Origin of the sequence: Microbacterium sp. PI-1, assembly GCF_004337555.1 — a bacterium.
Taxonomy (GTDB): domain Bacteria; phylum Actinomycetota; class Actinomycetes; order Actinomycetales; family Microbacteriaceae; genus Microbacterium; species Microbacterium aurugineum.
This window is the reverse complement of record NZ_SJYZ01000020.1, coordinates 30,117-54,326: the sequence shown is the minus strand read 5'-3', so window position 1 is coordinate 54,326 and position 24,210 is coordinate 30,117. Positions and strand designations below refer to the sequence as shown.

General features: G+C 69.5%; 24 protein-coding genes, 1 tRNA gene and 1 pseudogene. 12 read left to right on the top strand and 14 right to left on the bottom strand.

All coding sequences use genetic code 11. The annotated features are described in order from the left end of the window. Positions 1 to 216 (bottom strand): hypothetical protein (locus E0W80_RS15030; protein WP_131493654.1); only part of this gene is annotated, 216 nt, incomplete at its 3' end. Positions 217 to 731: 515 nt separating this feature from the next. Then, positions 732 to 805: transfer RNA gene (locus E0W80_RS15025), tRNA-Gly, on the bottom strand. A 101-nt stretch (positions 806 to 906) separates the two neighbouring features. Here E0W80_RS15025 and dcd point away from each other — a divergent pair. Beyond that, a complete protein-coding gene (gene dcd, locus E0W80_RS15020; protein ID WP_047524231.1) occupies positions 907 to 1,512 on the top strand; it encodes a dCTP deaminase in 606 nt (201 codons plus the stop codon). 1 nt (position 1,513) lies between these two features. Beyond that, on the top strand, positions 1,514 to 1,990 hold the full coding sequence (locus E0W80_RS15015) for a hypothetical protein (RefSeq protein WP_131493652.1): 477 nt from the start codon (positions 1,514 to 1,516) through the stop codon (positions 1,988 to 1,990). 6 nt (positions 1,991 to 1,996) lie between these two features. Here the strand turns inward: E0W80_RS15015 and E0W80_RS15010 are convergent, their stop codons facing one another. The 3 genes from E0W80_RS15010 to E0W80_RS15000 all read right to left on the bottom strand — a co-directional run bounded on the left by E0W80_RS15010 (position 1,997) and on the right by E0W80_RS15000 (position 4,939). Continuing rightward, complete coding sequence (locus E0W80_RS15010) at positions 1,997 to 3,028, bottom strand: FUSC family protein (protein ID WP_131493650.1); 1,032 nt, start codon at positions 3,026 to 3,028, stop codon at positions 1,997 to 1,999. 67 nt (positions 3,029 to 3,095) lie between these two features. After that, a complete protein-coding gene (locus E0W80_RS15005) occupies positions 3,096 to 3,506 on the bottom strand; it encodes a hypothetical protein (RefSeq protein WP_131493648.1) in 411 nt (136 codons plus the stop codon). Next, positions 3,503 to 4,939: an MFS transporter gene (locus E0W80_RS15000; protein ID WP_131493646.1), complete on the bottom strand. Its 1,437-nt coding sequence runs from the start codon at positions 4,937 to 4,939 to the stop codon at positions 3,503 to 3,505. Before E0W80_RS15000 ends, E0W80_RS15005 begins: the two co-directional genes overlap by 4 nt. Before the next feature lie 115 nt (positions 4,940 to 5,054). Between E0W80_RS15000 and soxR the strand changes: the two genes are divergently transcribed. Further along, entirely contained in the window at positions 5,055 to 5,495 is a 441-nt protein-coding gene (gene soxR, locus E0W80_RS14995; RefSeq protein WP_047524236.1) for a redox-sensitive transcriptional activator SoxR, read from the top strand. 48 nt (positions 5,496 to 5,543) lie between these two features. Here soxR and E0W80_RS14990 read toward each other — a convergent pair whose 3' ends face one another. Beyond that, complete coding sequence (locus tag E0W80_RS14990; RefSeq protein WP_047524237.1) at positions 5,544 to 5,858, bottom strand: NIPSNAP family protein; 315 nt, start codon at positions 5,856 to 5,858, stop codon at positions 5,544 to 5,546. Further along, the gene (locus tag E0W80_RS14985; RefSeq protein WP_052193813.1) at positions 5,855 to 6,217 is read right to left on the bottom strand and encodes a helix-turn-helix domain-containing protein; all 363 of its coding nucleotides are present in this window, start codon (positions 6,215 to 6,217) and stop codon (positions 5,855 to 5,857) included. Before E0W80_RS14985 ends, E0W80_RS14990 begins: the two co-directional genes overlap by 4 nt. A gap of 146 nt (positions 6,218 to 6,363) precedes the next feature. Between E0W80_RS14985 and E0W80_RS19420 the strand changes: the two are divergent. After that, positions 6,364 to 7,464: pseudogene (locus E0W80_RS19420) on the top strand (MFS transporter); the annotation flags it as partial. 23 nt (positions 7,465 to 7,487) lie between these two features. Here the strand turns inward: E0W80_RS19420 and E0W80_RS14975 are convergent. Beyond that, positions 7,488 to 8,549 (bottom strand): alpha/beta hydrolase, encoded by a 1,062-nt coding sequence (locus E0W80_RS14975; RefSeq protein WP_131493642.1) that lies wholly within the window; start codon positions 8,547 to 8,549, stop codon positions 7,488 to 7,490. Positions 8,550 to 8,621: 72 nt separating this feature from the next. Here E0W80_RS14975 and E0W80_RS14970 point away from each other — a divergent pair, with 72 nt between their 5' ends. Further along, complete coding sequence (locus E0W80_RS14970; RefSeq protein WP_131493640.1) at positions 8,622 to 9,266, top strand: TetR/AcrR family transcriptional regulator; 645 nt, start codon at positions 8,622 to 8,624, stop codon at positions 9,264 to 9,266. Between the two features lie 71 nt (positions 9,267 to 9,337). Here E0W80_RS14970 and E0W80_RS14965 read toward each other — a convergent pair whose 3' ends face one another. Next, a complete protein-coding gene (locus tag E0W80_RS14965; protein ID WP_131493638.1) occupies positions 9,338 to 10,027 on the bottom strand; it encodes a hypothetical protein in 690 nt (229 codons plus the stop codon). A gap of 103 nt (positions 10,028 to 10,130) precedes the next feature. Between E0W80_RS14965 and E0W80_RS19415 the strand changes: the two genes are divergently transcribed. Next, positions 10,131 to 10,703: a MarR family winged helix-turn-helix transcriptional regulator gene (locus E0W80_RS19415; RefSeq protein WP_240740547.1), complete on the top strand. Its 573-nt coding sequence runs from the start codon at positions 10,131 to 10,133 to the stop codon at positions 10,701 to 10,703. A 171-nt stretch (positions 10,704 to 10,874) separates the two neighbouring features. Here E0W80_RS19415 and E0W80_RS14955 read toward each other — a convergent pair whose 3' ends face one another. Both E0W80_RS14955 and E0W80_RS14950 read right to left on the bottom strand, forming a co-directional pair. Continuing rightward, on the bottom strand, positions 10,875 to 12,281 hold the full coding sequence (locus E0W80_RS14955) for an MFS transporter (protein ID WP_131493636.1): 1,407 nt from the start codon (positions 12,279 to 12,281) through the stop codon (positions 10,875 to 10,877). A 145-nt stretch (positions 12,282 to 12,426) separates the two neighbouring features. Next, positions 12,427 to 13,323, bottom strand: a complete 897-nt coding sequence (locus tag E0W80_RS14950) for an Lrp/AsnC family transcriptional regulator (RefSeq protein ID WP_047524242.1) — start codon at positions 13,321 to 13,323, stop codon at positions 12,427 to 12,429. A gap of 221 nt (positions 13,324 to 13,544) precedes the next feature. On the opposite strand from E0W80_RS14950, the gene E0W80_RS14945 reads away from it, so the two are divergent. The 4 genes from E0W80_RS14945 to speB are packed head-to-tail and all read left to right on the top strand — an operon-like array spanning position 13,545 to position 19,178. After that, positions 13,545 to 14,882 (top strand): MFS transporter, encoded by a 1,338-nt coding sequence (locus tag E0W80_RS14945; RefSeq protein ID WP_131493634.1) that lies wholly within the window; start codon positions 13,545 to 13,547, stop codon positions 14,880 to 14,882. Continuing rightward, positions 14,879 to 16,546 (top strand): amidohydrolase, encoded by a 1,668-nt coding sequence (locus E0W80_RS14940; protein ID WP_131493632.1) that lies wholly within the window; start codon positions 14,879 to 14,881, stop codon positions 16,544 to 16,546. Before E0W80_RS14945 ends, E0W80_RS14940 begins: the two co-directional genes overlap by 4 nt. 10 nt (positions 16,547 to 16,556) lie before the next feature. After that, a complete protein-coding gene (locus E0W80_RS14935; RefSeq protein WP_131493631.1) occupies positions 16,557 to 18,173 on the top strand; it encodes a thiamine pyrophosphate-dependent enzyme in 1,617 nt (538 codons plus the stop codon). 48 nt (positions 18,174 to 18,221) lie between these two features. After that, a complete protein-coding gene (speB, locus tag E0W80_RS14930; RefSeq protein WP_047519816.1) occupies positions 18,222 to 19,178 on the top strand; it encodes an agmatinase in 957 nt (318 codons plus the stop codon). Here speB and E0W80_RS14925 read toward each other — a convergent pair. After that, positions 19,172 to 20,044 (bottom strand): RIO1 family regulatory kinase/ATPase, encoded by an 873-nt coding sequence (locus E0W80_RS14925; RefSeq protein WP_131493629.1) that lies wholly within the window; start codon positions 20,042 to 20,044, stop codon positions 19,172 to 19,174. The two genes, speB and E0W80_RS14925, sit on opposite strands and share 7 nt — an antisense overlap. 187 nt (positions 20,045 to 20,231) lie before the next feature. Further along, the gene (locus tag E0W80_RS14920) at positions 20,232 to 21,341 is read right to left on the bottom strand and encodes a hypothetical protein (RefSeq protein WP_205802370.1); all 1,110 of its coding nucleotides are present in this window, start codon (positions 21,339 to 21,341) and stop codon (positions 20,232 to 20,234) included. Positions 21,342 to 21,456: 115 nt separating this feature from the next. Between E0W80_RS14920 and E0W80_RS14915 the strand changes: the two genes are divergently transcribed. Then, on the top strand, positions 21,457 to 22,653 hold the full coding sequence (locus tag E0W80_RS14915; RefSeq protein WP_131493625.1) for an MFS transporter: 1,197 nt from the start codon (positions 21,457 to 21,459) through the stop codon (positions 22,651 to 22,653). A gap of 16 nt (positions 22,654 to 22,669) precedes the next feature. On the opposite strand, the gene E0W80_RS14910 is transcribed toward E0W80_RS14915, so the two are convergent. Continuing rightward, a complete protein-coding gene (locus E0W80_RS14910; RefSeq protein ID WP_131493623.1) occupies positions 22,670 to 23,590 on the bottom strand; it encodes an AraC family transcriptional regulator in 921 nt (306 codons plus the stop codon). A 145-nt stretch (positions 23,591 to 23,735) separates the two neighbouring features. Between E0W80_RS14910 and E0W80_RS14905 the strand changes: the two genes are divergently transcribed. After that, positions 23,736 to 24,197, top strand: coding sequence for a DUF3817 domain-containing protein (locus E0W80_RS14905; protein WP_131493621.1), 462 nt, complete (start codon positions 23,736 to 23,738; stop codon positions 24,195 to 24,197). Positions 24,198 to 24,210: the final 13 nt, after the last annotated feature.

Here is a 24,210-nt window from a genome sequence, read left to right as displayed (position 1 = left end):
CGCGCGACTCGTCTGCGGCGCAGAGGATTCGACTCCAAGCTGTTGGCGCAGCGTCTCGGCCTGTTCATCGAGCTTCGCCCTCTGCTCGTGGTTGCCGAGCCCGCCACCGAGGCTGAAGCCCTCCTTGAGGGCTTCAGCCTGCTGGTCTTGTACCTGTTTGAGCTCACCAGAAAGTCGCTTCCGCTCCTCGTCGGAGAGGTCTCCCGGCTGGCTCATGTCGATCCCCCTGGGGGTGGTGTCTCTGTTGACCCGCGGCCTTTTCGACTCTGCATCGTCATCGCGACGAAGCAGGCGAGGCTGAGGACTACAGTCCCGATGCCTGCGGTGAGAGCAGCTGCGCCGGACTCTCCGAAGCTGAGGGCGATGAGCACTACGCCCCCTGCGGCCAGCGCAAGAAACACCCAGCGCAGAATGCTGAAAGTGCGCAGAATCGAAGTGCTCCGCGGCTCCTCTTCGGCCGTCATCATTCCCCCGCCCGTTTTCAGCAGTTTCTCACAGCGTCGCCGAACCCGATGAAGGTTTCGAAGGCGTTCCATACGAACGTGCTTGCATAGATTCCTCCCGCCAGCAGACTCAGCCCGCCGGTCCTGAGAGCCGAAAGCGCGAGAGCCGTGATGGCAGATACACGCGCGGGGACAGCAGGGCCACGAACACTGCGGACGGCTGAGCAACGCAAGAACCTCAGTCCGAAGTAACTCAAGAATGTCCGGAGTCGCTCTGGAAATCACAAGTGGAGGGGCTGACGGGAATCGAACCCGCGCTGTCTGCTTGGGAAGCAGAAGTTCTACCATTGAACTACAGCCCCGTACCCGCATCCGAGGAGCAGGTGAAGGCCAGCCTACCCGCACGCCGCCCGATGGCCAAAGCAACGCGGCACGGTGGCGGCCTGGCAACTAGGCTGGTGCCGTGCTTCTCAGCGATCGCGACATCAGAGCAGAACTCGCATCCGGCCGCGTCGGCCTCGAGCCGCGCGAAGAGGGGATGATCCAGCCGTCGAGCATCGACGTGCGCCTGGACCGCTACTTCCGGCTGTTCGACAACCACAAGTACCCGTTCATCGACCCGTCGGTCGATCAGCCGGAGCTCACGCGTCTGATCGAGGTCGATCCCGAGGAGCCGTTCATCCTGCACCCCGGCGAGTTCGCACTCGGCGCGACGTTCGAGCAGGTCACCCTCCCGGATGACATCGCCGCCCGTCTCGAGGGCAAGTCCTCGCTCGGGCGCCTCGGGCTCATCACGCACTCGACGGCCGGATTCATCGACCCGGGGTTCACCGGTCACGTGACGCTGGAGCTCGCGAACGTCGCGACCCTGCCGATCAAGCTGTGGCCGGGGATGAAGATCGGGCAGCTCTGCTTCTTCCGGCTGACCTCACCTGCGGAAAGCCCCTACGGGTCCGGCCCCTACGGCAATCGTTACCAGGGGCAGCGCGGACCGACGGCCTCCCGGTCGTTCCAGAACTTCCATCGAACGGACGTCGGCGTGACCGACGTCGGAGCAGTCGGAGGCTGAGATGAGCGACATCAGCGGCACCACCCCGGAAGAACCGATCGAGCCTGAGGAGGGCGGGGTTCCCGAGGAGCCGCTGATTCCGCCCGCGGATGCGGTGATCCCGCCGCCCCCGCCCGACATCCCGATCCCGGACGGTCTGCTGGCCCCGCCCTCATCCGCAGCGATCCCGCCGGCGGACACGGTGATCCCGCCGCCTCCGCCGGAGACGCGCCGTCGCTCCGACCGCCCGCGCCCGACTCCCGCGATCCTCGATGGTGAGCCTCCCGCCGCCGTCGCCGACGACTGGGCCCAGCCGTCGGTCGCGCCTGAGGTTCCGACCTCCGGCGGCTACGGCGGCCTCACGGTGGCGATCTTCGTCTTCCTGTTCGTGCTCCTGATCGCCGCGATCGGGCTCGTGGTGTTCCTGCTCAACACCGTGAGCTTCCCCTGGGCGAGTAGCGACAGTGCGGTGTCGCTCGCCGTCGCCCTGCGGCTCTGAGGTCGCTCAGACCCGCGTCTTCCGCGGTCGCCGGCGCAGCGCGGCCGAAGCGACGGCGACGAGCGTGCCGACGGTCACCCCGATGATCGTCTCGATCGCGCGATCCTGCAGGAGCACGTCGACGGGCGTCGGCGCGGCGAGGTGCACCATGAGCAGTGCGAGCGGGGTGATGAACACCATCGCGATGCCGTAGTTGCGTCCGACGAAGAGTTCGGCGGCGGCCTGCAGCAGCACCACGAGGGCGATGACCGCGAGCGGCGGCAGGTCGAAGACGAGGATCCCGGCCGCGACGAGCACGCCGAGCAGCGTCCCGAGCAGACGCTGGATACCGCGGATCACGCGGGCGTTGAGTTGCGGCCCGCTGACGGCGGCGACTGCGCCGACGGCCGCCCAGTACCAGTGCGAGTCCATGATCAGCAGCCCGGCGAAGCCTGCCCCGATGATGGCGACGCCGACCGACAGGGCCATCTCTCGGGCGATCGGGCCCACGGGCTGCAGGGTCTTCGGCGGCACGTCGTCCGTGCGGCGCGTGAAGACCCCGATGAGCGCGGTGATCGCGAGTCCGAACAGGACGCTCGGTCCGCCGACCAACAGCACATCGCCGAACGAGGCGATCGTGGCCGGGATGGTCGCGCACGCCCCGACCGCGAACACCGGGAACAGCGGCCCCGGCGGGTGCCACCGCATCGTGTACGCGAGCAGGGTGACGGCGGAGGCGATGACGGCGACGACGAGGATGCTGACCGGGGCGGGGACGGCGAGAACCGACAGGGCGGTGCCGACGAGCATCGAGGCGAGGATGATGCCCCCGGCGCTCGCCTGCATCCGAATGCGATCGCGGAACACGTCATGGCGCCCGTACAGCGCGGCGAAGGCGCCGAAGCTCGCGTAGATGCTCAGGTCGAGGCGGCCCAGCATCCACAGCACGAGCAACGGCGCCGCCACGCTGATCGCCGCGCGGAGCGCCACTCGGTGATCACCGCGGTGCGGTTCGACGCGGAGGACGCCGGTCCATACTCTTCCCCGGGATTCCGCCACCGATCCAGCCTACGTCCGATGCCGAACCGCTCCGGCGCCGACTCCGGCTCCGGGTGTGCCGAAGGGCTCAGCCCGCCGTGGCGCCCCGCAGGAGCAGGAGGCGTGCCTTGTCGAGGACGCGGTTCAGGACCGCGGCCGCGGCGTCGGTCTCGTGCGGGTCGAGGTCCGCCCACAGGGGCCCTGTCAGGTCTGCGATCTCCCGGCCGATCTCGGCGACCCGTGCCTCGCCCGTCGGAGTGAGCGCGGAGCCGGCGAGGAGTCCACGGTGGCGCAGGTCCGTGAGGATCGGTCCGACCTCCGTGGCGGGGAGACGATCGGCCAGGAAGGCGTCGAGCTCCCCGGCGCCGTCGAACTGTGCGGTGAGCCTCAGCGAGATCCACTCGCGTTCGCTGAGGTCGTGAGGGGTGAGGACGGTCTGCAGGAGCGCGCTCAGCGCCTTCTCCGTCTGGCCGATGAGCTGGGGTCCGAAGGGGATCACGGCGTTTCCATTTCGTTGGTGTTGGTGTTGGTGTCTTCGCCGATGCCCCAGCTCGCCCCTCTGGCGACGAACGCGCCGAGAAGGGTGACTCCGGCGAAGACCAGCATCAGGAGTCGGGCGGCGTCGACGACGTCGGGCATCGCGAGGTTGACGAGCACCCCGGCCATCGCCGCACTGAACGCGCTCGCGATGATGAAGACCGTGTTCACGGCTGCGGCCGCCTTGGCGCCTTCCTCCTCGCCGGGCGTGCTGCCGAGCGCGGCGACGGTCAGATGGGGGAATCCCAGGCCGATGCCGGCACCGGCGAGGAAGAGAGTGGCGAACCAGAGCGCGATGACGAGCGCGGACGGGCCCTCGTGCTGGAGGAGTCCGTAGCCGGTGAGGCCGGCGGCGACCGTCACCGGGCCGATGGTGATGAGCAGGCGACGGGAGCGGACGCCGGTGGCGTTGGCCGTGAACACCTGCGTGACCGACCACCCGAGTGAGAGCGCGGCGCCGAGCAGGCCGGCCACGAAGGGCATCAGCCCGCCGATCTCCTGCCCGAACAACGGGATGAACGCCTCGGTGCCGATCGCGAAGGCCAGGACGGCGACGGTGATGTACACCCATCCGAGCGAGGACCCCGCGGCGAACGTGACGCGCGGCAGGATGCCGTTGCCCCCTCGCCGCTCGTGACGAAGGAACCACGCACCGAGGACGACACCGACGACGATGGCGACTCCCGTGCCGAAACCGGCGGGGACGATGCTCGCGACACCCACGGCGGCGACGCCACCGGCGAGGAGGACGAGGGATGTCCACGGGACGGACTCGCTCGATCGCATCCGAGTGGTCTGCGGCAGGGCGCGCACGACGACGATGCCGATCAGTGCCGAGACGACGGCCAATTCGATGAACGTCACGCGCCAGGCGTCCAGCTGCGCGAAGACGCCTCCCACCACCGGGCCGACGATGTTGCCGACGCCCCACATGGCCGACACGAGGGCGGCGGCCCGTGCCCAGAGGCGCTCGGGGAGGGTGCGCTGGATGAGTGCATAGCCGAGTCCGGCGAGCAGGCCGCCGCCGAGGCCCTGCACGGCCCGACCGCCGAGCAGTGCCCACATCCACGGACTCGCGGCGCAGAGCAGCGAGCCGAGTCCGAACAGGCCGAGTGCCCACAGGTAGGCCTGCACCGCACCCCGCTGCGTGAGGATCCGGCTGACCATCATCGAGCTGACCACGGAAGCCAGCAGGAAGGTCGTCATCGTCCAGGCGTAGAACTCCGCGCCACCGATGTCTCCGACGATCGTGGGGAGCAGGCTCGTCGTGAGATAGACGTTGCTCGCCTCGAGGAGCACGCCTCCCGCGAGCACGGAGGCGATCGGCGCGTAGCGGCTGCCGAGTAGTTCGCGCCAGCTTCCGGCGGGGTGCGTGCGGTGCGGTGTCTGAGTCATCGGCTGCCCTTCGTGGCGTCGGAGCGGGCGCTGGTCTCGCCCGTCGGCGCCGGTTCTCGGCGGCCGATCGTCACGCTAATACCTCGAGTAAACTCGAGGTCAAGAGGAGGCGGCGATGTCTTTGGAACCCGACGATCTGCTCGCCATCGGCGAGGTCGTCCGGCGCACCGGCGTCCCGGCGACATCCCTGCACTTCTACGAGCAACTGGGGCTGATCTCGTCGACCCGGACCGCAGGGAATCAACGCCGATACCGGCGGCACATGCTGCGGCGGATCTCGTTGATCGTGGTCGCGAAACGCCTCGGTATCCCCCTCACCGATGTGCACGAGGTCTTCCAGAGCCTGCCTGCCGATGAGTCGCCCTCTCAGCGGGACTGGCAGCGGGTCGCAAGGCTGTGGCGTGAGCAGCTCGACATCCGTCGCACCCAGCTCGAGCACCTCCGTCGCGAGATCACCGGCTGCATCGGCTGCGGGTGCCTGTCGCTCAAGGCCTGCCGGTTGCTGAACCCCGAGGATGCGCTCGCCGACGACGGTCCGGGCCCGCGCCGGATCTGAACCTCGTCAGAGGTCTGACGTCAGAGCCCGGATGTCAGGGCCCGGACGTCAGAGGTCGGAGGGCAGCAGGGGGCGCATGAACGTGCGCTCGTAGCGCAGCACGCAGCCGCTCTCATCCCGGATGCGGTCGGCCTCGATGAACTCCGGATCGACCCCGAACCTCGCCCGGTACACCTCGTAGTCGGCGAAGGAGGGGAAGGTGAACAGGGCGAGGGCCTCGTCGCTCGCTCCCTCGGACGGGAGGAAGTAGCCGTGGTGGACACCCCCGTGGCGTCCCACGAGCTCGATCCATGCGCGCGCGAACGACTCGAAGGCGTCGATCTTCTTCGGATCGATCGTGTACGTCACGACACACGTGATCATGCGTCCACCGCCGTGCGCTGTCGTCCTGCGTAGAGCGTCCCCCAGCGGGTGAGCTCGGTCAGCAGCTGCCCGGCGCTCGCACCCAGTTCACTCAGTCGATATTCGACCTTCGGTGGCACCTGGCGGTAGACGGTCCGGGTGATGAGGCCGTCGGCCTCGAGCTCGCGCAGTTGACGCGTGAGCACGCGCGGGGTCGGATCCTGCAGCAGCCGTCCGAGCTCGCCGAAGCGAAGCACCTCATGTTCGCCGAGGAGGGTGAGGATGCTGGGCTTCCAGGCGCCCCCGAGCACCGCGATCGACACTTCGGCATCGCACGATTCGGTCCACTCGCGGACGATCCGTTCCGTCTTCTCTCTCACCTATCGGCCTCCACAGTATCCAAAATGTCAGTACGTATCAGAAATGACCGTACTTGTGGCTCCTGTGTGTACCTTTGCAGACTGAGGGTGTGACCACAACCCCCATCCGTGTTCCGTCCCGTTCGTCCGTCCGCCTCTGGCTCGCGATGGTCCCGCTCCTGCTCGGGATCCTCATCGGCGCTCTCGCGATCAGCAGTGTCTCCACCGCCCTCCCTGCGATCCGGGGCGACCTGGGACTGACCGACATCGAGGGGCTCTGGCTCGTCGACGTGTACGCCCTCTCCCTGGCGGCGACACTGATCCTCGCCTCCCGGATCGGTGACGCGTTCGGACGCAAGAGCATCGTCCTGATCGGCTTGGCGGCCTTCGCCGCACTCAACGCCGTGGGTGGGATGGCCACGAGCGGCCTGCTGCTCATCGTCGTCCGTGCTCTGCTGGGGGTCGCGGAGGCCTTCGTGGTCGCGGGAGTGGTCTCGACGATCGGGGCCAAGTTCCAGGCGCGCGAGCGTGTCCTCGCCTACGGGTTGTGGACGGCGACGTTCGGCACGGGAAGCGCACTCGGTCCGGTGCTCGGTGGGCTGCTGGCCGAGGGGCCGGGATGGCGCTGGCTGATGCTGGGCAGCGTTCCGCTCGCGGTGATCGCCGGAGTGCTGGCCCTGTGGCTCGTTCCGGACTCACGCAGTGCCCTGCTGCCCTCCTGGGATGTGCTGAGCATCCTGTCCTCGATCCTCGCGCTCGGCGCTCTCGTCTTCGCGCTCCACGAGGCCCTCGCCGCGCCCTTCTCGGCCGGGATCGCGGCCCTCATCGCGACGTCGAGCCTGATCTTCTTCGTGCGTCGGCAGCGTCGGCTCCGCGATCCGCTCATCGACATGGAACTCTTCCGGATCCCGGGCTTCAGCCCTGCGATCATCCGCATCGTCGTGAGCAGCGGTGCGTCGGCGGCTTCCGTGCTGTTGGTGAGTCTGCACCTGCAGGACACCCGCGGGCAGAGTGCGGCCGAGGCGGGCATCGCGCTGCTGCCCCAGGCCGCGGCCATCGCGATCGGGGGCGTGCTGGCGCCGCTGGCGCTGCGCGTGCTGTCGGCGAACTCCCTCACGGTGCTGGCGCTCGTCCTGCAGGCCGTGGGGCTGGGGTGGCTCGCGCTCGACCCGGCCGTCGTGGCGATCCCGCTCGTGCTCGTCGGCCTCGGGTTCGGCGTCGGTGCGACACTCGCCGCGACGGCGCTGTTCGAGGCGACGACTGAGGACCAGGCCGGACAGGTGGGAGCGATTCAGGAAATCGGATTCGCGCTCGGAGGCGGGCTCGGGATCGCCGTGTTCGGCACCATCGCCGCCGTCCTCGTCACCGGCGGCTTCGCCGTGGCAGTGCTCGTGGCCGCTGTCGTGGTCGTGGCGGCCGCGGTTCTTCCGGTGGTGCGGCGCGGAGTCCGTCGACGGGACTGAGTCTCATCCGGTGCGATCGACCCGAGGGCATCGACGGCCTCGAGCCCGCCCGTCACCAGTGCGACGACCGCATCGAGGGTCGCATCCGCCGACAGCACGCGGGTGTGGCCGAGCCCTTCGGTGCGGAGCAGGCGGGAGCGCTCGCCGTGGCCTTCGTGCAGACGCAGGGAGTCGGAATCCGGCATCCGTCGGTCATCGCGATCGTGCACGACCAGCAGTGCGGTCTCCGTCGGAAGCGGATGCCGCGCGGCGTCGTAGCGCGCCGAGACCGTGGCCCGGTCCAGACCGAGCCGCCGATGGAATCGCTCCGTGAGCCTCGCGGTCGTCGCGGGATCGAGGCGGAGCTCTCTCGCGAACTCCGCGAGGAAGGCGTCGGGGCCGGCCGCACCGGCGATCGCGGCGACGGCGCCGGTCGGCACGGTCGACCGGGCCACGGTCAACGCGGCGAAGGCGCCGAACGAGTGCCCGACGATTGCGGCGAAGGGTCCGTGCGCGGCGTGCAGCTGCTCGGCGGCGTCCACCCAGTCACGCACATCGGTGCGACCGCCGCCGGAGGCGCCGTGCGCGGGTGCGTCGAACGCGATCACGCGGAACCCCTCCGCGACCAGTTCGCGCACGAGCGGGGCGAACTGCGAGGCTCGGCCGCGCCATCCGTGCAGGAGCAGCACCGCGTGAGGGCCGCCGCCCCACTCGTAGGTGGACACCTCGATGCCTCGCACGTGCAGGGTCCCGCGGCGCGCGTCGTCGAGTGTCGGGGCATCGGCCTCGCGCACCGGCATCCGCGGGGAGGTGGTGAAGAAGAGGCGGTAGGCGAGGTCGCCCGCGAGCGCGGGTGAGACGCGGGCGGCGGCATGGATGGTGCGGGTGAGCAGTGCGGGGAGGGACGGCATGGGAACTCCTTCGCCAAACAATACGAACGATCATACGTATACTAGGCGAACGATCGTTCGTATATTAGAGGCATGTCGATTCATGCGGTGCAGGACGGACGGCGAGCGCGTGGTGATGCCTCGCGCCGCATCGTGCTGGACAGTGCGACCGATCTCGCCTCCGTCGAGGGGCTGGACGGGCTGACCATCGGCCGGCTCGCCGAAGCCTCCGGGTCGAGCAAGAGCAGCATCGCCACGCTCTTCCGGAGCAAGGAGGGCCTGCAGCTCGCCACGGTCGAGGCCGCGCGGGAGATCTTCACCGCGCAGATCGTCGAGCCCGCCCGGGAGCATCCGCGGGGTGTCCACCGCCTCGCCGCGCTGTTGCGCAACTCCCTCGCGTACTCGAAGGAACGGGTCTTCGCCGGTGGGTGCTTCTTCGCCGCCACGGCAGCCGACGTCGACTCGAAGTCCGGGCCTGTGAGCGATGCGGTGCGTGCGGCACTGGTCGACTGGTACGGCTACCTCGAAGCTCAGATCCGCCACGCGGTCGCCGTGGGGGAGATCGATGCCGATGCGGAGATTCTCGCCTTCGAGCTGGTCGCCTTGAACGAGGAGGCCAATGCGCGCTCGCTGCTGATGGACGATGAGCGCCCCTACGCGCTCGCGGCCGCCGCGATCCGCGCTCGCCTCCGTGCTGCCGGCGCGGCGGAGTCCGCGGTGGCGCTCCTCGACCTCTGACGCCGGCCCCAGGCGCACGAGACGCCTCACCCGCTGTCGGATGAGGCGTCTCGTCGATGGTGGCCGGAGCGTCAGGCGTCGCGACCGCGGGTGAAGCCCGCCTCGAAGCCGCGTTCGAACGCGTGCTGCGCCATCCGTCCGGCGCGAGGGTGGCCGTGTCCGTGCGTGTGGGTGTGGGCGTGGCCGTGGCTCTGCGCGTGGGCGTGCCGTTCGCCGTGGCCATCGTCGTGACGGCATCCGTACTCGGCGTCCATGCCCGGGCCGAAGCCCCGGCGGAACGGGCGTCCGAAGCCGTGCCGGGCTCCGCGACCACGCCGGGGGCCGCCGAAGCGGTGCCGACGTCCGCGGGGCAGAGGGGTCTCCTCGTCCCAGCCGAACGCGCGCGCGATCTTCTCCAGCGACGCGAGGGTGGTGGCCATGTCCTCGGGGGATACGGCATCGGCGACCTTCGCGCGGATCTCGTCGACGATGGTGCCGAGGCGATCCTTCGCCGCGCGGCCTTCGTCGGTGAGTGTCCAGCCCTCGCCGTCGGCGGCGATCCAGCCGCGCTCGATCAGGTCGCGCAGCTTGTGCGCCTTGAGTGGGCGATCCGGGGCGACGGTGCCGTCGACGGCATTGAGCATCCGCCAGTCGCGGCGGTTCGCGTGCTCGCGGTCGAAGGCGGTGGCGAACTCGGCCGCCATGAGGCGGTCGGCGGCCTTCAGCCAGTAGCCGAAGGGGCGGCTGGTGTTTTCAGGGTTCTGTGATTCAGAGGTGTTCATGGAAAGTCCTTCATTGTCGGGGTGCACGTGTATGTCACAGTGCATGTGCATGTAGTGTGACATGCAGTAACGATGCATGTCAAGTCGCATGTAAAATCGGAGGGTGACCACCGACAAGAACGAACCCGCGGAATCGGATCCGGCCGAAGCCATCGCGCAGGCGCTGTCCCGCCTACGAGGGCGTCGTCCGGGCGATCGGGGGCACGGCGGGAGAGGCGGTCCCCACGGTCGGCACGGCGGGCCGCAGGGGACTCACGGCGACGACGTGCACGACCACTTCGATCACCACCGCGGCCATCCGGGCATGCCGCCGTGGATGGCCGACCCGTCCGGGCGCCTCGGTGGTCCTGCACGCATGCGGATGCTCGAGGCGCTGGCCGCGGCGGCGACTCCCCTCAGCGTGAGCGATCTCGGCGCTGCGATCGGCGTCGATCAGCCGCGAGCGTCACGGCTCGTCCAGCAGGGCGTCGAGCGCGGCTATGTGCGCCGCGAGGCCGACCCCGACGACGCGCGGCGCACGCGTATCGCACTGACCGACGAAGGCCGCCGCCTCGCCCGCGGCATGCGTGGTGAGCGTCGCGAGATGCTGACGACCGCGCTCACCTCATTCACCGACGAGGAGCGGGTCGAACTCGCTCGGCTGCTCAACAAGCTCGCCGACAACTGGCAGCGCTGAGCCGGTCAGGCCGACGCGAACCTGACCGACGGTCCCGACCGACGGTCCCGACCGACGGTCCCGACCGACGATCCGTGCACAACTCAGGAAGAAATCGGCGACCCGCCGTCTGAACGCCCCTGAAGGTGCGGTTTCGGTCCGTTTCTCCGGAGTTGTGAACGGGGCCTCCCGTCAGCGCGGCGCTTTCACCGGCAGCAGCAGGAGGAAGCCGGCGAGCAGCACGATCACGATGCCCAGGATGCCGAAGGCGGTCTGACTCGTCAGCACGATCAGCAGGGTCCAGGCGCCGGAGGCCATCCAGCTCGCCGCGCGGCCCGTCGTGGCGTACAGGCCGAAGATCTCGCCCTCGCGTCCGGCCGGGGTGACCCTGGCCAGGAACGACCGGGCCGCTGCCTGAGCCGGTCCGACGAATGCGCACAGGATGAGGCCGCCGACCCAGAAGACCATCGACCCGGCGTCCCGCAGGAAGAACACCGCGAGACCCGCGACGATCATCGAGCCGATCGAGGCGAGGATGATCCGCTTCGGTCCGAGTCGATCGTCGAGTCGTCCGGCGGCGATGGTCGAGACTCCGGCGATCAGGTTCGCCGCGATGCCGAAGATGATGATGTCCTGCGTGCCGAAGTTGAAGACGGCCGTCCCGATGATCGCACCGAAGGCGAAGACGCCGCCGAGTCCGTCACGGAACACCGCGCTCGCCAGCAGATACCAGAAGGTGGGCCGGGTCTCCTCGTTGCGGTAGAGACCGGCGACGTCCTTGACCAGGAGGGGGTAGGAGGCGAAGAACCCGACCTTGCGCTCCGGGCGTCCGAGCGAGGGTTCCGGCACGTTGAGGAAGATCGGGATGCTGAAGATGATCGCCCACACCGCGCAGCCGACCGCGATCAACCGGTAGGCGAGTCCGTTGTCTGTGGACATCCCGAACCAGTCGAAGGTGTCCAGCACCACGACGATCACCAGTGCGATGATGCCGCCGAGATAGCCGAAGCCCCATCCGAGACCGGAGATGCGGCCGACGTTCCGAGGGGTGGCGATGCCGATGAGCATCGCGTTGGAGTTCACCGCTGCGATCTCCTGGAACACGGTCGCCGCTGAGATGAGCGCGACGCCCAGCCAGAACAGACTCGGGGCCGGCTCCACGAACCACAGTCCCAGCATGCAGAAGATCAGGGCGCCGGTGCCGATCCCGAGCCAGAGCTTCTGCCGACCCGCGGCATCGGCGCGCTGTCCGAGCACCGGCGCGAGGAGCAGGATGCCGAAGGCCGCGATGGTGGATCCGAGGCCGAGCCCGGATGCGAGGTCCGCCTCCGCCGCGAGTCGGGCCGGATCGTCTTCGCTCAGAGCCGCGATGTCGGCGGGGAGGAAGGACTCGCTGACCAGGTAGAGCGCGGTGAAGACGAACGTCAGGATGACGGTGTTGAACGGTTGAGTCGCCCAGTCCCACAGCGCCCACGAGTAGACCTGCTTCCTGGGGGCGGGGGTCTCGCCGCGCAGATCGAGGCCGACGACGGCGACGGCACCACTGTTGGCGGTCGCTGCGGGCTCGGGGACGCCAGGGCGAGATTCGGGTTCGCTCATGGGGGAAGTCTGGCGGCCTCCGATGAACGTCCGGTGACGGCGCGCCGCGTCGACACGCCCGGTGCGGGATCAGAAGTGCGCCTCCGACGGCCCGCAGCGGCGCGTTTTCGAGCCCGCACCGGTGCGGGTGCCGCGCGGAGGGGGCTCAGTCCGTACGGAGGGGGCGGAGCGTACGGGCGTAGTCCTCCTTCAGGACCGCCAGGTGGAGCCAGGCTTCGATCCGCGTGACGCCGGGCAGCGCGCGCAGGCGTTCGAGGCTCGCATACAGCGCACCGGCCGAGGGCTCGACCAGCGTCGCCACCGCGTCGAACCGCCCGAGCGTTCGTGCGGCGAAGTCCACCCCGCGCCCGCGCCGGAGCTCGTCGATCACGGCCCCGTCGTCGTCTCCGAGCGTCATCCCGACTCCCATCGACAGCTGCCGGTGCGCGAGCCCGCGTGCCTCGACGGCGCTGATCTTGATGACCCCGGCGTCGATCAGTCGCTGCACCCGGGTGGCGACGGCCGAGGGGGAGAGGCGCACCTCCTCACCCAGAGCGCGGAAACTCTCCCGCCCGTCCGCCTGGAGTCGCTCGATCAGGGCTTCGTCGATCACGTCGAGGGTGACGTCACCGTGGTACTCGGAGACGAAGAAGCCCTTGATCACGGTCGAGTAGATGATCGTGCTGATGTCGTGCACGCCGTCGATCGCACGGATGAGCGCGAGCAGATCGTGCAGCTCCGACATCGACCCGACGCGCACCTCGGTGACCACGTCGTGCGAGCCCCCGACCGCCGAGACCAGCACGGTCTCGCTCATGTCGCGCAGGTGCTCGGCGACGTGTTCGACCGTGCCGTCGGTGCGGAGGGAGACGTGGGCGAGCACGTGCTGCCCGAGGAAGACCGGATCGACGGCCGCGACGACCCGGACCGTGCGGTCGGCGAGCATCGTCCGCAACCGCGCCGCGACCGCCGCCCGCGACTGTCCGAGCCGTTCGGCGAGTGAGAGGATGCTGGCACGACCGTCTTCCTGCAGCGCGCGGATGAGTTCGGCGTCGAAATCCATGGTCGCCCTCGATTCGTCAGATTCCCGCGAACGCACGGATCGCCGCGCGCTTGTTCAGTCTAGAAGCGTTTGTGCCGTCGAGAAGGGAAGCATTGCATGGTTTTATGATCAGAAATCCAGTGAATGCTCATTCTCGCTGGAGTTCTGACCTTGCCGACGGCTCCGCACGTCCGTAGCATCCTTCGCTATCCGACATCTTCCGCAAAGGAGCGGGCACCCTCATGACCTCCACACCCAGCACCGGTACCCACAGCCGGGCACGACGCGCCGGCATCGCCGCCTTCGTCGGCACCACGATCGAGTGGTACGACTTCTACGTCTACGCGACCGCGGCGGCGCTCGTCTTCGGTCCCCTCTTCTTCCCGAGCGGCGACCGACTCGCCGAGACCGCAGCGGCCTTCGCGACCTTCGCGGTCGCCTTCCTCGTCCGCCCCCTCGGCGGCATCATCTTCGGCCACATCGGCGACAAGCTCGGACGCCGGGTGTCGCTCGTCATCACGCTGCTGATGATGGGCGCGGCCACGGTGCTCGTGGGCTGCCTGCCGACGTACGAGAACATCGGCATCCTCGCCCCGATCCTCCTGATCCTGCTCCGTGCGGTGCAGGGCCTCGCGGTCGGCGGCGAGTGGGGCGGCGCCGTGCTCATGAGCGTCGAGCACGCCCCCGAGAAGTCCAAGACCTTCTACGGCGGCTTCACGCAGCTCGGCAACCCGGCTGGTGCGCTGCTGGCGTCGGGAATCTTCGCCGTCATGACGCGCATGGGCGACGACTTCATCATCAACGGCGGATGGCGCATCCCCTTCCTGCTCTCGATCGTGCTGGTCGGCGTGGGGTTCTGGGTGCGCTACCGCGTCGAGGAGTCCCCGGTCTTCGAGGCGAAGATCGAGGGCCGCAAGCAGTCGATGCCGCTCGCCTTCGCGCTGCGCACCAACTGGCGTCCGATCCTCCTCGGCATCGGCATCCTGCCCATCTCGACCGGCGGCTACTACCTGGCCACCACCTTCGCCACGGCGTACGCCACCGGCGACACGGTCGCGATCAGCGAGCAGGTCATCCTCGACGCCATGACGATCGCCTCCTTCGTGGAGTTCGTGGTGACGCTTCCCGTCGCCTGGCTGGGCGACAAGTGGGGCCGGAAGAACGTCATGTACCTCGGCCTGCTCACCTCGGTGCTCACCTTCGTGCCGTTCCTGCTGATCCTGCCCGGCCGAGTCGAACCGCTCATCTTCCTGTTCGCCTCCCTGGTGCGCATCGCGATGAGCGCCACCTACGCGCCGATCGCCGCCCTGCTCTCGCAGATGTTCCGTCCGCAGGCCCGCTATACCTCGATCGCGCTGTCCTACGGCGTCGGCGCGGCGGTCTGGGCCGGGTTCTCCCCGTGGTTCGCGACCCAGCTCATCGCCTGGACGGGCAGCATCTGGTCGGTCATCGCGATGTTCATCGGCATGGCTCTCATCGCCGGTATCTGCACGCGTCTCGCGCCGCAGCACTCCGACGAGGCCCCCGTCACCGCCTCCTTCACCGCCCGCACCGACACGACCGCGAACAGGCTGCCATGAGAAAGCTCACCCCCTTCGACCGCTCCGCGCAGGAGACACCCGTCCTCCTGACGGCGCAGGCGATCCACACCGCGGATGCCGCAGCCACCACGGCCACGGCCATGCTGACCGACCGGGGACGGATCCTCGCGATCGGCACCCCCGCGGAATGCGAGGCGGCGGTCGAACGGGCAGGGCTCTCCCCGGAGCGCATCGACCTCGGTGACGCGGTCGTGGTCCCCGGGTTCGTCGACGCCCACGCGCATCCGCTCATGTTCGGGCAGATGATGACCTGGGTCGACTGCGGACCCGAGAAGGCCGGCAGCATCCCCGAGATCGTGGCACTGCTGAAGGCGGCGGCCGCCGACCTGCCCGCAGGACGGCCGGTGCGCGGCTACGGCTACGAGCAGCGGAACCTGGCGGAGAAGCGGCACCCCACCCGCTTCGAGCTCGATGAGGTCGCGAGCGATCGCGAGGTGTATCTCATGAACGCCTCCGGCCACGGCGGCGTCGTGAACTCGTACACCCTGCAGGCGGGCGGCGTCGACCAGGACACCCCGAACCCCGACGGCGGCGAGTTCTTCCGCGATGCGGAGGGCGAGCTGACGGGTGAGCTGTCGGACGCCGCCTGCAACATCCTCACGGGCGTGCACGGCGTGAAGATCGGCCACCACGGTCCGAACTTCCACCTCGCGGATGAGCCGGAGGAGCACCTGCGCCAGCTGGATGCCGCGACGCAGCGCTTCCTCGCCGGCGGTGTCACCTCGATCGGCGACTGCCAGGTCACGCGCCGCGAGTTCGATATGTACCTGCGTCTCGCCGAGGCCGGGCGCCTCGAGCTGCGGGTGTCGATGTACCTGCTGTCGCACCTGCTCGACGAGGCGCTCGAGATGGGGCTCGTCGGTCAGTTCGGCAACGCGCACCTGAGCTTCGCGGGCATCAAGTTCTACGCCGACGGGACGCTGGGCGGCTGGACCGCGTACTTCCCGGACGGCTACGTGGGTGACCCCTGCCGCACCGGGCAGTTGTACCACGAGCCTGCCGAGTATGCCGGGCTCATCCGCAAGGCGCACGCCGCGGGCCTGCAGACGGCCACGCACGCGCAGTCGCCCACCGCGATCGAGATGGTCGTGTCGGCGATCGAGTCCGCGCTCGCCGAGCATCCGGATGCCGATGCCCGGCACCGCATCGAGCACTGCGGTCTGCCGACCCCCGAGCAGATCGAGCGGATGGCGGCCTCGGGCATCCGTCCGGTCAACCAGACGCAGCACTACTTCAACTGGGGCGAGGGCGTCGAGGAGGCGATCGGCACCCCGGGTGAGCGCTTCAACCCGCTCGGGGAGTTCGAACGGGCCGGCGTGCCGATCACGATCTCCTCGGATGCGCCGGTCGCGGAGCCGATCCCGCTCGAGGCCATCCAGACCGCCGTCACCCGCGTCACCCGGCGCGGACACACGCTCGGACCGGATGACCTGCGGATCTCCGCGCTCGCCGCCCTGCGCGCCCACACGATCGAGGGCGCCGCGTCGATCGGCCGCGAAGACGATCTGGGCTCCCTCGAAGTCGGGAAGTACGCCGACTTCGCGGTGCTGTCCGGCGATCCGCTGTCCGTTCCGGCCGAGGAGATCTCGGCGATCACCGTGCGCGAGACCTGGGTCGACGGCGTTCGTCGTCACCGGGTGTGAGGATGATCCGATGAACTCCGACACCACGACGGCCGAGCAGTACGCCGACACCGCGGGCCGGGCGGTCCTGGAGACCATCCGTGCCTATGGAGTGACCGCGATCTTCGGCATCCCCGGCACCCACAATCTGGAGCTGTACCGGCCGCTCGCCGAGCTCGGGATCCGTGCCGTCACGAACCGTCACGAGCAGGGCTCCGGCTACGGGGCCGACGGCTGGGCGCAGCAGACCGGACTCCCCGGCGTGGTCATCACCACGTCCGGCCCCGGCCTGCAGAACGCCATGAGTGCGATCGGCACCGCGTTCTGCGAATCGCGACCCCTCATCGTCCTCTCCCCGGGAGTGCCGCTCGGCGCCGAGTTCGCCGATGTCGGCACGCTCCACGAGACGAAGGATGCCACGGCCATGGTCGGCGCGATCGCCGAGTGGTCGCGGCGGGTGACCAGTGCCGCCGAGGCGGTGGATGCCGTCCATGATGCGTTCACGCTGTTCCGCACCGGGCGTCCCCGGCCCGTGCACATCGAGATCCCCCTCGACGTGCTGGAGGCGCCGGCCGAGGTCTCCGCCGAGGCGCGCCGGCCCCGCCCGGTCGCGGCGCGCGCGTCCGGGGATCCGGCAGCGCTCGCCGAGGCGGCACGTCTGCTCGTCGCCGCGAAGACCCCGGTGATCGTCGCCGGTGGGGGAGCGGTGGATGCCGCGCACGAGGTCACGACCCTCGCCGAGCGACTCGGCGCTCCGGTGCTCACCACCCTGAACGGCAAGGGCGTGGTCGATGAGCAGCACGCGCTCTCGCTCGGCTCGAATCTGCGCCTCGCTGCGGCCCGCACCGTCGCGGAGGATGCCGATGTGCTGCTCGTGGTCGGCTCGAAGCTCGGTGAGGCAGAGCTGTGGGCACCGCGGCTCGAAGCCCGCGGATCCGTGATCCGGGTCGACATCTCGCCGACGCAGCGCGACAAGAACCTCGCCGCGACGGTGGGCATCACGGGCGACGCGGCTGCCGTCGTGGAGGCGCTGCTGGCCGTCGTCCCTGACGAAACCCGCCCGCCGCGCGACCTCACCGCCGAGCGGAGCGCGATCGCCGCCGAGATGCGCGAGACCGCGCCCGAGGCGGTCGCCCTGGCCGAGATCATCGCCGACGCCCTTCCCGAGGATGCGATCGTCGCGGGCGACTCGTCCCAGATCGTCTATCTGGCGCTCGGCAGCGTGCTGCAGTCGGCCCATCCGCACTCGCTGCTCTATACCCCCACCTATGCGACGCTCGGCTACGGCCTCCCGGCGGCGATCGGCGCCAGAGTCGCGCAGACGGAGCATCCGGTCGTCACGGTGATCGGCGACGGCGCGCTGATGTTCTGCGTGAACGAACTGGTCACCGCGGTCGAGCAGCGTCTCGACGTCACGATCGTGTGCGTCGACAACGGCGGCTACGCCGAGATCCGTCAGAACGAGGTCGATCGGGGCATGACCCCCATCGGCGTCGATCTGGTGCAGCCCGACTGGGCGGCGCTCGCCACGGCCTTCGGCGCGACCGGGCGCCGGGTGGAGCGCCGCGAGGACATCGCCTCGAGCATCCGGGCCGCGATCGCCGAGGGCGGCGTGCAACTCGTGCACCTCCCGCAGAGCGCCCTCTGAACTCCGTGACCTCCCTCTCTTGACCTCCCCGACGAACAGGAACGAGCCATGACCGAGAACGTGGGCCCCATCGACGCGTCCGTGAACCCCCGCTACTCCGGTATCGCCACCTTCGCGCGGCTGCCGCGGATCGAAGATGTTCCGCGCGCCGACATCGCGGTCGTGGGCATCCCGTTCGACTCGGGCGTCAGCTACCGACCGGGCACGCGGTTCGGTCCGTCGCACGTGCGCGAGTCCTCGCGACTGCTGCGGCCGTACAACCCCGCGCAGGACGTGTCGCCGTTCGCGATCGCACAGGTCGTGGATGCGGGTGACATCCCGGTCAACCCCTTCGACCTCACGGAAGCCGTGACCGAGGTCGAGCGCGCGGCCCTGGCCCTCGGCGAGCAGGTGCAGCGCATCGTCACGATCGGCGGGGACCACACGGTCGCGCTGCCCCTGCTGCGCGCGGTCGCCGCGAAGCACGGCCCCGTCGCCGTGCTGCACTTCGACGCACATCTCGACACGTGGGACACCTACTTCGGGGCACCCGTCACCCACGGCACCCCCTTCCGCCGCGCGAGCGAGGAGGGACTGATCGACCTCACCTCCAGCTGCCACGTCGGCACGCGAGGCCCCCTGTACTCGAAGCAGGACCTGGAGGACGACGAGCGCCTGGGCTTCTCGATCGTGTCGAGCGAATACATCGAGGAGCACGGCGTCGAGGCCGGCATCGCCCGCATCCTCCAGCGCATCGGCGACAAGCCGCTGTACGTGTCGATCGACATCGACGTGCTCGACCCCGCCCACGCGCCCGGCACCGGTACGCCCGAGGCCGGGGGGCTCACGAGCCGGGAGCTGCTGAGGATCCTGCGTGCCCTGACGTCGCAGAACATCGTCGGCGCGGACGTGGTCGAGGTGTCACCCGCCTACGACCACGCGCAGATGACCGGCATCGCCGCGAGCCATGTGGTGTACGAGCTCGTGACGCTGCTGGCCGCCCGCGTGGCGTCTGACTCTCAGTAGAGCGCCGCGAGCAGCTCGGCGAACAGTTCCTCGGGGTCGGCGTCGACGCGGCGTCGGGTGAACCAGTCGCAGATGTTCACGCAATCGCGATGCAGCAGGTCGAGTCCCTGCGGGTTCGCGATGACGTCGACGATCTGCGGCAGGTCGATCACCCGCACCCGGCCCTCATGCACGAGCAGGTTGTATGCGGAGAGGTCGCCGTGGGCGAAGCCGGCTGCGGCGAAGATCCGCATCAGATCGACGACCTGCGCGTAGCACTCCTGAAGCGCGGCACGGTCGCCGCGTGTCTGGGCGAGTCGGGGTGCGGCCGTGCCGTCGGCGTCGCCGAGGAACTCCATCAGCACCTCGGTGCCGTTCACCTGCACGGGGTACGGCACCGGCGCGCCGAGCTCCCACATCCGGCACAGCGCCTCGAACTCGGCGAAGGACCACTGCGCGGCTGCGACGTCGCGACCGTGGCTCGACTTCTTGGCGAGGGCGCGGGTGTCACGGGTGTTCCGGGTGCTGCGCCCCTCCGTGTACGTCGAGGACCGGTGGAAGCTGCGGTGCTCGGCGCTGCGATAGCGCTTCGCGGCGAGCAGGGTGTGCTGCGCCGGATCACCGGGCACGGCGCGCTCGATCAGGAACACGTCGGCCTCTTTGCCGGTCTTGAGGACGCCCCGTTCGGTGTCGAGCGCACCGGCCGAGGTCACCACCCACGCGGGCCACGGCTCGGGCCCGCGCTCGGACGGGGTGATCGCCGGCCACGTGGACCAGCGCTGGCCCTCACCGGGGTCGACGTCGGCGAAGGAGAGTTCGGTTTCGAGGGTTTCGAAGGAGGAGGCGTCGAACGACGCGGCTTCCGAGGAAGCGGAGGGATCAGACAAGTGTGGCTCCAGGAGGGGAGGCCACGCCAGGATCAGGAGCGGGTGGCCTCGAGGGGAAGGTGGTCGGCGGAAAGCGCGACAAAGACCGTGTTCATGTCTTCGGCTCCTTCCGCTCGGGCTTCCCGGGCGCGTCCCGGTGCGTCGTCGAGCATAGGGCGTCCCCGGCGAGCGTGTCCAGAGGCGGAGGTCAACGCCCGACCGGCGGAGTGAGCCGGACGAGCACGCCGTCGCCTTCTCCGCCGGTCGCGACGATCCAAGAGCCACCCGTCCACGCGGCGGCGTTCGCGCCGCACAGGAACGGCAGCGGATGCTGTCCGGCGGCATCGGCGAGGCGGAGCCCGTCGCTGCTCGGCGCGGTCGCCGGGCAGTCCCTGCGGTCCTCGACGGCTGCCCGCGCTTGCGCGGAACCACCTACGATCACGCTCTGCGCTGCGGTCTGCTCCGGCGCTCCGCCCCACCACAGCGCCGTCCCGTCGGGAGCGACGGCGACCAAAGGACGGTTCGCGACCTGGGGTTCTCTGCGCAATTCCGTCCCGTCGGCGGCGAGCACGATCCGTGCGGAAGGGGTCGCGAGATACACCCGTCCGGCATCGTCGACATCGATGCCGATCGGAGGGACCCCGGGCCGGGCGCCCGGTGCATCATCGAGTTCGATCGGTTCGCTGTGCAGCAGGCTTCGTGCGCCGCTGTCGAGGTCGACGCGGAGCACCTCGTAGTCGAGGTACTCGGTGGGAGGGCGCGGCTGGTACCGCACCACGATCGCGTCGCCGTCGTGCACGGCCACGTCGCCGAACTCGAAGTCTCCATAGTCGAAGTCGCCGTCGTCGCCCACGTCGTCGCCCGGCAGGTCCCGTGTCGTCATGGTGGTCGTGTCCACCACGGAGATCACCGGCATCACGTGAGCGCGATCACCGCGCAACACCACGAGCTCGGTCGCCGAAAGCGGGGCCATCGCCGAGACCGTCGTGAGCGGGTCGTCGGGTTCGGTGTCGAACCGGGCGAGCGTCTCGCCCTCCGCCCCGACGTGCAGCCACGACCCGGCAGATGCGGTCCAGAATCCGCCCTCCCCATCGGCCGACAGCACGTGCATCCCGTAGGCCAGATCGATCGGGTGCCCGGCCGGCTCACCGTGCGCCCCGGGTCCGGTGAAGGAACTCTGGAACGGGATGGGCTCCAGCGCCCAGTCGTCCGGACCGACCACGGGTTGCGGCGTGCAACCGGCGACGAGCATGATCCCCGCGACGGTCAGGGCACCGCGCACCGTCCGTCGCCGTGCTCCGCCACCCCGTTCCTGCATGCCGACCACTCTGCGGGGTCCGGCTGAGAACCCGCCGGGATCGCTCCGGACGATCGGTCGGATGCCGCGGACGCCTGGTCGGGCGGCGGCATCCGGATCCTGCGAGCGTGGAACCATGACCACGACAGCCCCCGTTCCCACCGTGTCTTCCTCTGCGGCGCCCCGCATCCGCTATGGCGGGTTGATCGTGCTCATGCTGATGGGCTTCCTGCTGGTCACGGCCGAGTTCCTGCCCAACGGTGTGCTCACCGAGATGGCCGACGGCCTCGGGGTCACCCCGGGCCAGGCAGGACAGACCGTCACCGTGACCGCGCTCGTCGGACTCGTCGTCGCCCCGACGGTCGGACTGATCTTCCCGCGCCTCGACCGCCGGTCGCTGCTGCTGTGGATGGCGCTCGCCGCGGCCGTGTCGAACCTCATCGTGGCGATCGCGCCGAATCTGATCATCGTGCTGCTGGCGCGCTTCCTGCTGGGCGCCGCGATCAGCGCGTACTGGGCGATGTCGATCACCGTGGCAGCGCGCCTCGCGGGACCCGCGAATCTCGGCCGCGGCGTCATGTTCACCTCCGCCGGGGTGTCGCTGGCGACGGTCGCGGGCGTGCCCCTCGGCGTCATGCTCAGTGAGCTCATGGATTGGCGGACCGTCTTCGCCCTCGCGGGCGTGCTCATGGTCGTGCTCGCGGCCGTGCTGCGGTTCGCGCTGCCGTCCGTTCCGGCGGAGCAGGCGTCGAGTCTGCGACTGCTCGTCGACACCCTGCGCCGCCCGGGCATCGGCCTCGGCATGGTCGGGCATGTGCTCGTGGTCCTCGGGCACTTCCTCGCCTACACCTACGTGCGCCTCGCGCTGGAGCGGATCCCCGACGTCGACGCCTCGACCATCGTCGTGCTGCTCGCGCTGTTCGGCGTCGGCGGTCTGCTCGGCAACATCACGATCGGACTCGTCATCGACCGCACGTTCGCCTTCTTCGCGGTGTTCGCGCCGTTGGTGATCGCCGTGTCGGTGACCGCGATGATCCTCTTCTCCGGATCGATCGTCGGCGTGGGCATCGTCGTGCTGGTGTGGGGCTTCTTCTTCTCGTCCTGGCTGATCGTCGTGAACACCTGGGTCGGACACCGGATGCCCGATCGGCTCGAAGCCGGGGGCAGCCTGGTCGTCGTGGGGTTCCAGGGTGCGATCACGCTCGCCGCAGGCATCGGTGGGCTGCTCGTCGACACTCTGGACGTCGAACTGGTCTACGTGATCGGTGCCGTCGCGCTGCTCGCTGGCGCGGTGCTGTTCGGCGCATCGAATCGGGTCAGCAGCAGAGCTTGACCCGGGCGGGTGCCGCTCAGGCCGGGACGGGAGTGCGGTTGGCGAGGCGCCAGGACGAGGGGGTCTGCCCGGTGCGGCGTCGGAATGCGCGGCTGAATCCTTCGTCCGAGGCGTAGCCCAGCTCGCGGGAGATGTCCGAGACGGAGCGTCCGGCATCGAGCATCCGCTTCGCCGCATCGACCCGCACCTCGGTGACGTAGTCGGCGGGTGAGCGTCCGACAGCGCTGCGGAACCGCTCGGCGAAGGTCGAGCGCGACATCGCCCCGATCCCGGCGAGGCGCTCGACCGTCCAGTCGCGGCCCGGCTCCTCGTGGATGGCGTCGACCACGCGGTCGAGGAAGGGGTCGCTCGACAGGGAAGGCCAGCCGGTGGGCGCGCAGCCGTTCGCCGCCCAGGCGCGGATGACCGACAACAGGACGGTCGTCGCCATCAGGCGGCAGATCACCGGGTCCCCCTGGCGGGCGGGTGTGACCGTGTGGTCGATCACCCCCATGTTCAGGGCGAGGGCGGCGGCGGCGGGCTCCACGGCGTCGAAGCCGGTCACGGTGAGGAACGGGGGCAGCAGTGCGGGGAGGGGCGACGCGACATCTGCGAGCTCGATGTCGGCGATCATGAGGATCGTCTCGTCGTGTGCCTCGAGCGCGAACGGCGACCGGCCGAGGGTCAGGAACGCGTCGCCCGTCACGAGCAGGTCACGGCGCGCCTCCGTGTTGTCGAGCCGGAGTCGCCGCGAATCGGGGTCGACGTCGAGACGGCAGCCGTCTCCGAGCGGAGGATGCCCCCGCACGGCGCCCGCGACGATGTAGACCAGGGTGATGGTGTCGGTGGGGATCGGCAGCAGTGCTCCCGCGGTGAGCGAGGATCGGCGTCCGATGCCAACGCGGAGATCGACCGCACCGAGCACGTGCGAGAGCGCATCCGCATCCACTGTCACCATGCCTTCGGCAACGTCGTCGCGCGGTCTGCTATTCCGCCGTCGGTGCGCGAGACGGGTCGCACCGTCTTGACGGACTCAACCATTCGGTTGATTCGAGGGGGATGACGGGACGGATACGGTGGAAGCACCCCACCCGAGGAGTACCGTGTTCCGCACCCCCGACCGTCTGTACCGAGTCCTCGCGATCGCGGAGGCGATCACCTGGACGATCCTGATCGGCGCGATCATCGCCCGCGCCGTCGGCGCCCCCGGCGTGGTGGTGACGGTGGGCGGAGGTATCCACGGATTCATCTTCCTGAGCTATGCGGCGACGGCGATCCTGGTCGCCCTGAACCAGCGCTGGCATGTCGGGGTCGGCGTGCTCGCCGTCGCGAGCGCCGTCGTGCCCTACGCGACCATCCCGATGGAGATCTGGCTGCACCGCACCGGCCGGCTCACCGGAGCCTGGCGCCTCGCGGCGACTGAGGATCCGCGTGATCGGCGGTGGTACGACCGGCTGATGCGGTGGTTCCTGCAGCGGCCGTGGGTGCTCGCGGTGCTGCTCGTGGTCGGCATCGTCGCGCTCTACGTCATCCTGCTGCTGATCGGTCCTCCCGGCGGCAAGTGAGCCCGCACACGTT

What these genes read in the sequence shown, in the direction of transcription:
- E0W80_RS15015 (WP_131493652.1), top strand. Translation starts at nt 1,514, where the DNA reads ATGAGCGACATCAGCGGCACCACCCCGGAAGAACCGATCGAGCCTGAG.
- E0W80_RS15000 (WP_131493646.1), bottom strand. Translation starts at nt 4,939, where the DNA reads ATGACTCAGACACCGCACCGCACGCACCCCGCCGGAAGCTGGCGCGAA.
- soxR (WP_047524236.1), top strand. Translation starts at nt 5,055, where the DNA reads ATGTCTTTGGAACCCGACGATCTGCTCGCCATCGGCGAGGTCGTCCGG.
- E0W80_RS14990 (WP_047524237.1), bottom strand. Translation starts at nt 5,858, where the DNA reads ATGATCACGTGTGTCGTGACGTACACGATCGATCCGAAGAAGATCGAC.
- E0W80_RS14975 (WP_131493642.1), bottom strand. Translation starts at nt 8,549, where the DNA reads ATGCCGTCCCTCCCCGCACTGCTCACCCGCACCATCCATGCCGCCGCC.
- E0W80_RS14970 (WP_131493640.1), top strand. Translation starts at nt 8,622, where the DNA reads ATGTCGATTCATGCGGTGCAGGACGGACGGCGAGCGCGTGGTGATGCC.
- E0W80_RS14965 (WP_131493638.1), bottom strand. Translation starts at nt 10,027, where the DNA reads ATGAACACCTCTGAATCACAGAACCCTGAAAACACCAGCCGCCCCTTC.
- E0W80_RS14955 (WP_131493636.1), bottom strand. Translation starts at nt 12,281, where the DNA reads ATGAGCGAACCCGAATCTCGCCCTGGCGTCCCCGAGCCCGCAGCGACC.
- E0W80_RS14950 (WP_047524242.1), bottom strand. Translation starts at nt 13,323, where the DNA reads ATGGATTTCGACGCCGAACTCATCCGCGCGCTGCAGGAAGACGGTCGT.
- E0W80_RS14945 (WP_131493634.1), top strand. Translation starts at nt 13,545, where the DNA reads ATGACCTCCACACCCAGCACCGGTACCCACAGCCGGGCACGACGCGCC.
- E0W80_RS14940 (WP_131493632.1), top strand. Translation starts at nt 14,879, where the DNA reads ATGAGAAAGCTCACCCCCTTCGACCGCTCCGCGCAGGAGACACCCGTC.
- E0W80_RS14935 (WP_131493631.1), top strand. Translation starts at nt 16,557, where the DNA reads ATGAACTCCGACACCACGACGGCCGAGCAGTACGCCGACACCGCGGGC.
- speB (WP_047519816.1), top strand. Translation starts at nt 18,222, where the DNA reads ATGACCGAGAACGTGGGCCCCATCGACGCGTCCGTGAACCCCCGCTAC.
- E0W80_RS14920 (WP_205802370.1), bottom strand. Translation starts at nt 21,341, where the DNA reads ATGCAGGAACGGGGTGGCGGAGCACGGCGACGGACGGTGCGCGGTGCC.
- E0W80_RS14915 (WP_131493625.1), top strand. Translation starts at nt 21,457, where the DNA reads ATGACCACGACAGCCCCCGTTCCCACCGTGTCTTCCTCTGCGGCGCCC.
- E0W80_RS14910 (WP_131493623.1), bottom strand. Translation starts at nt 23,590, where the DNA reads ATGGTGACAGTGGATGCGGATGCGCTCTCGCACGTGCTCGGTGCGGTC.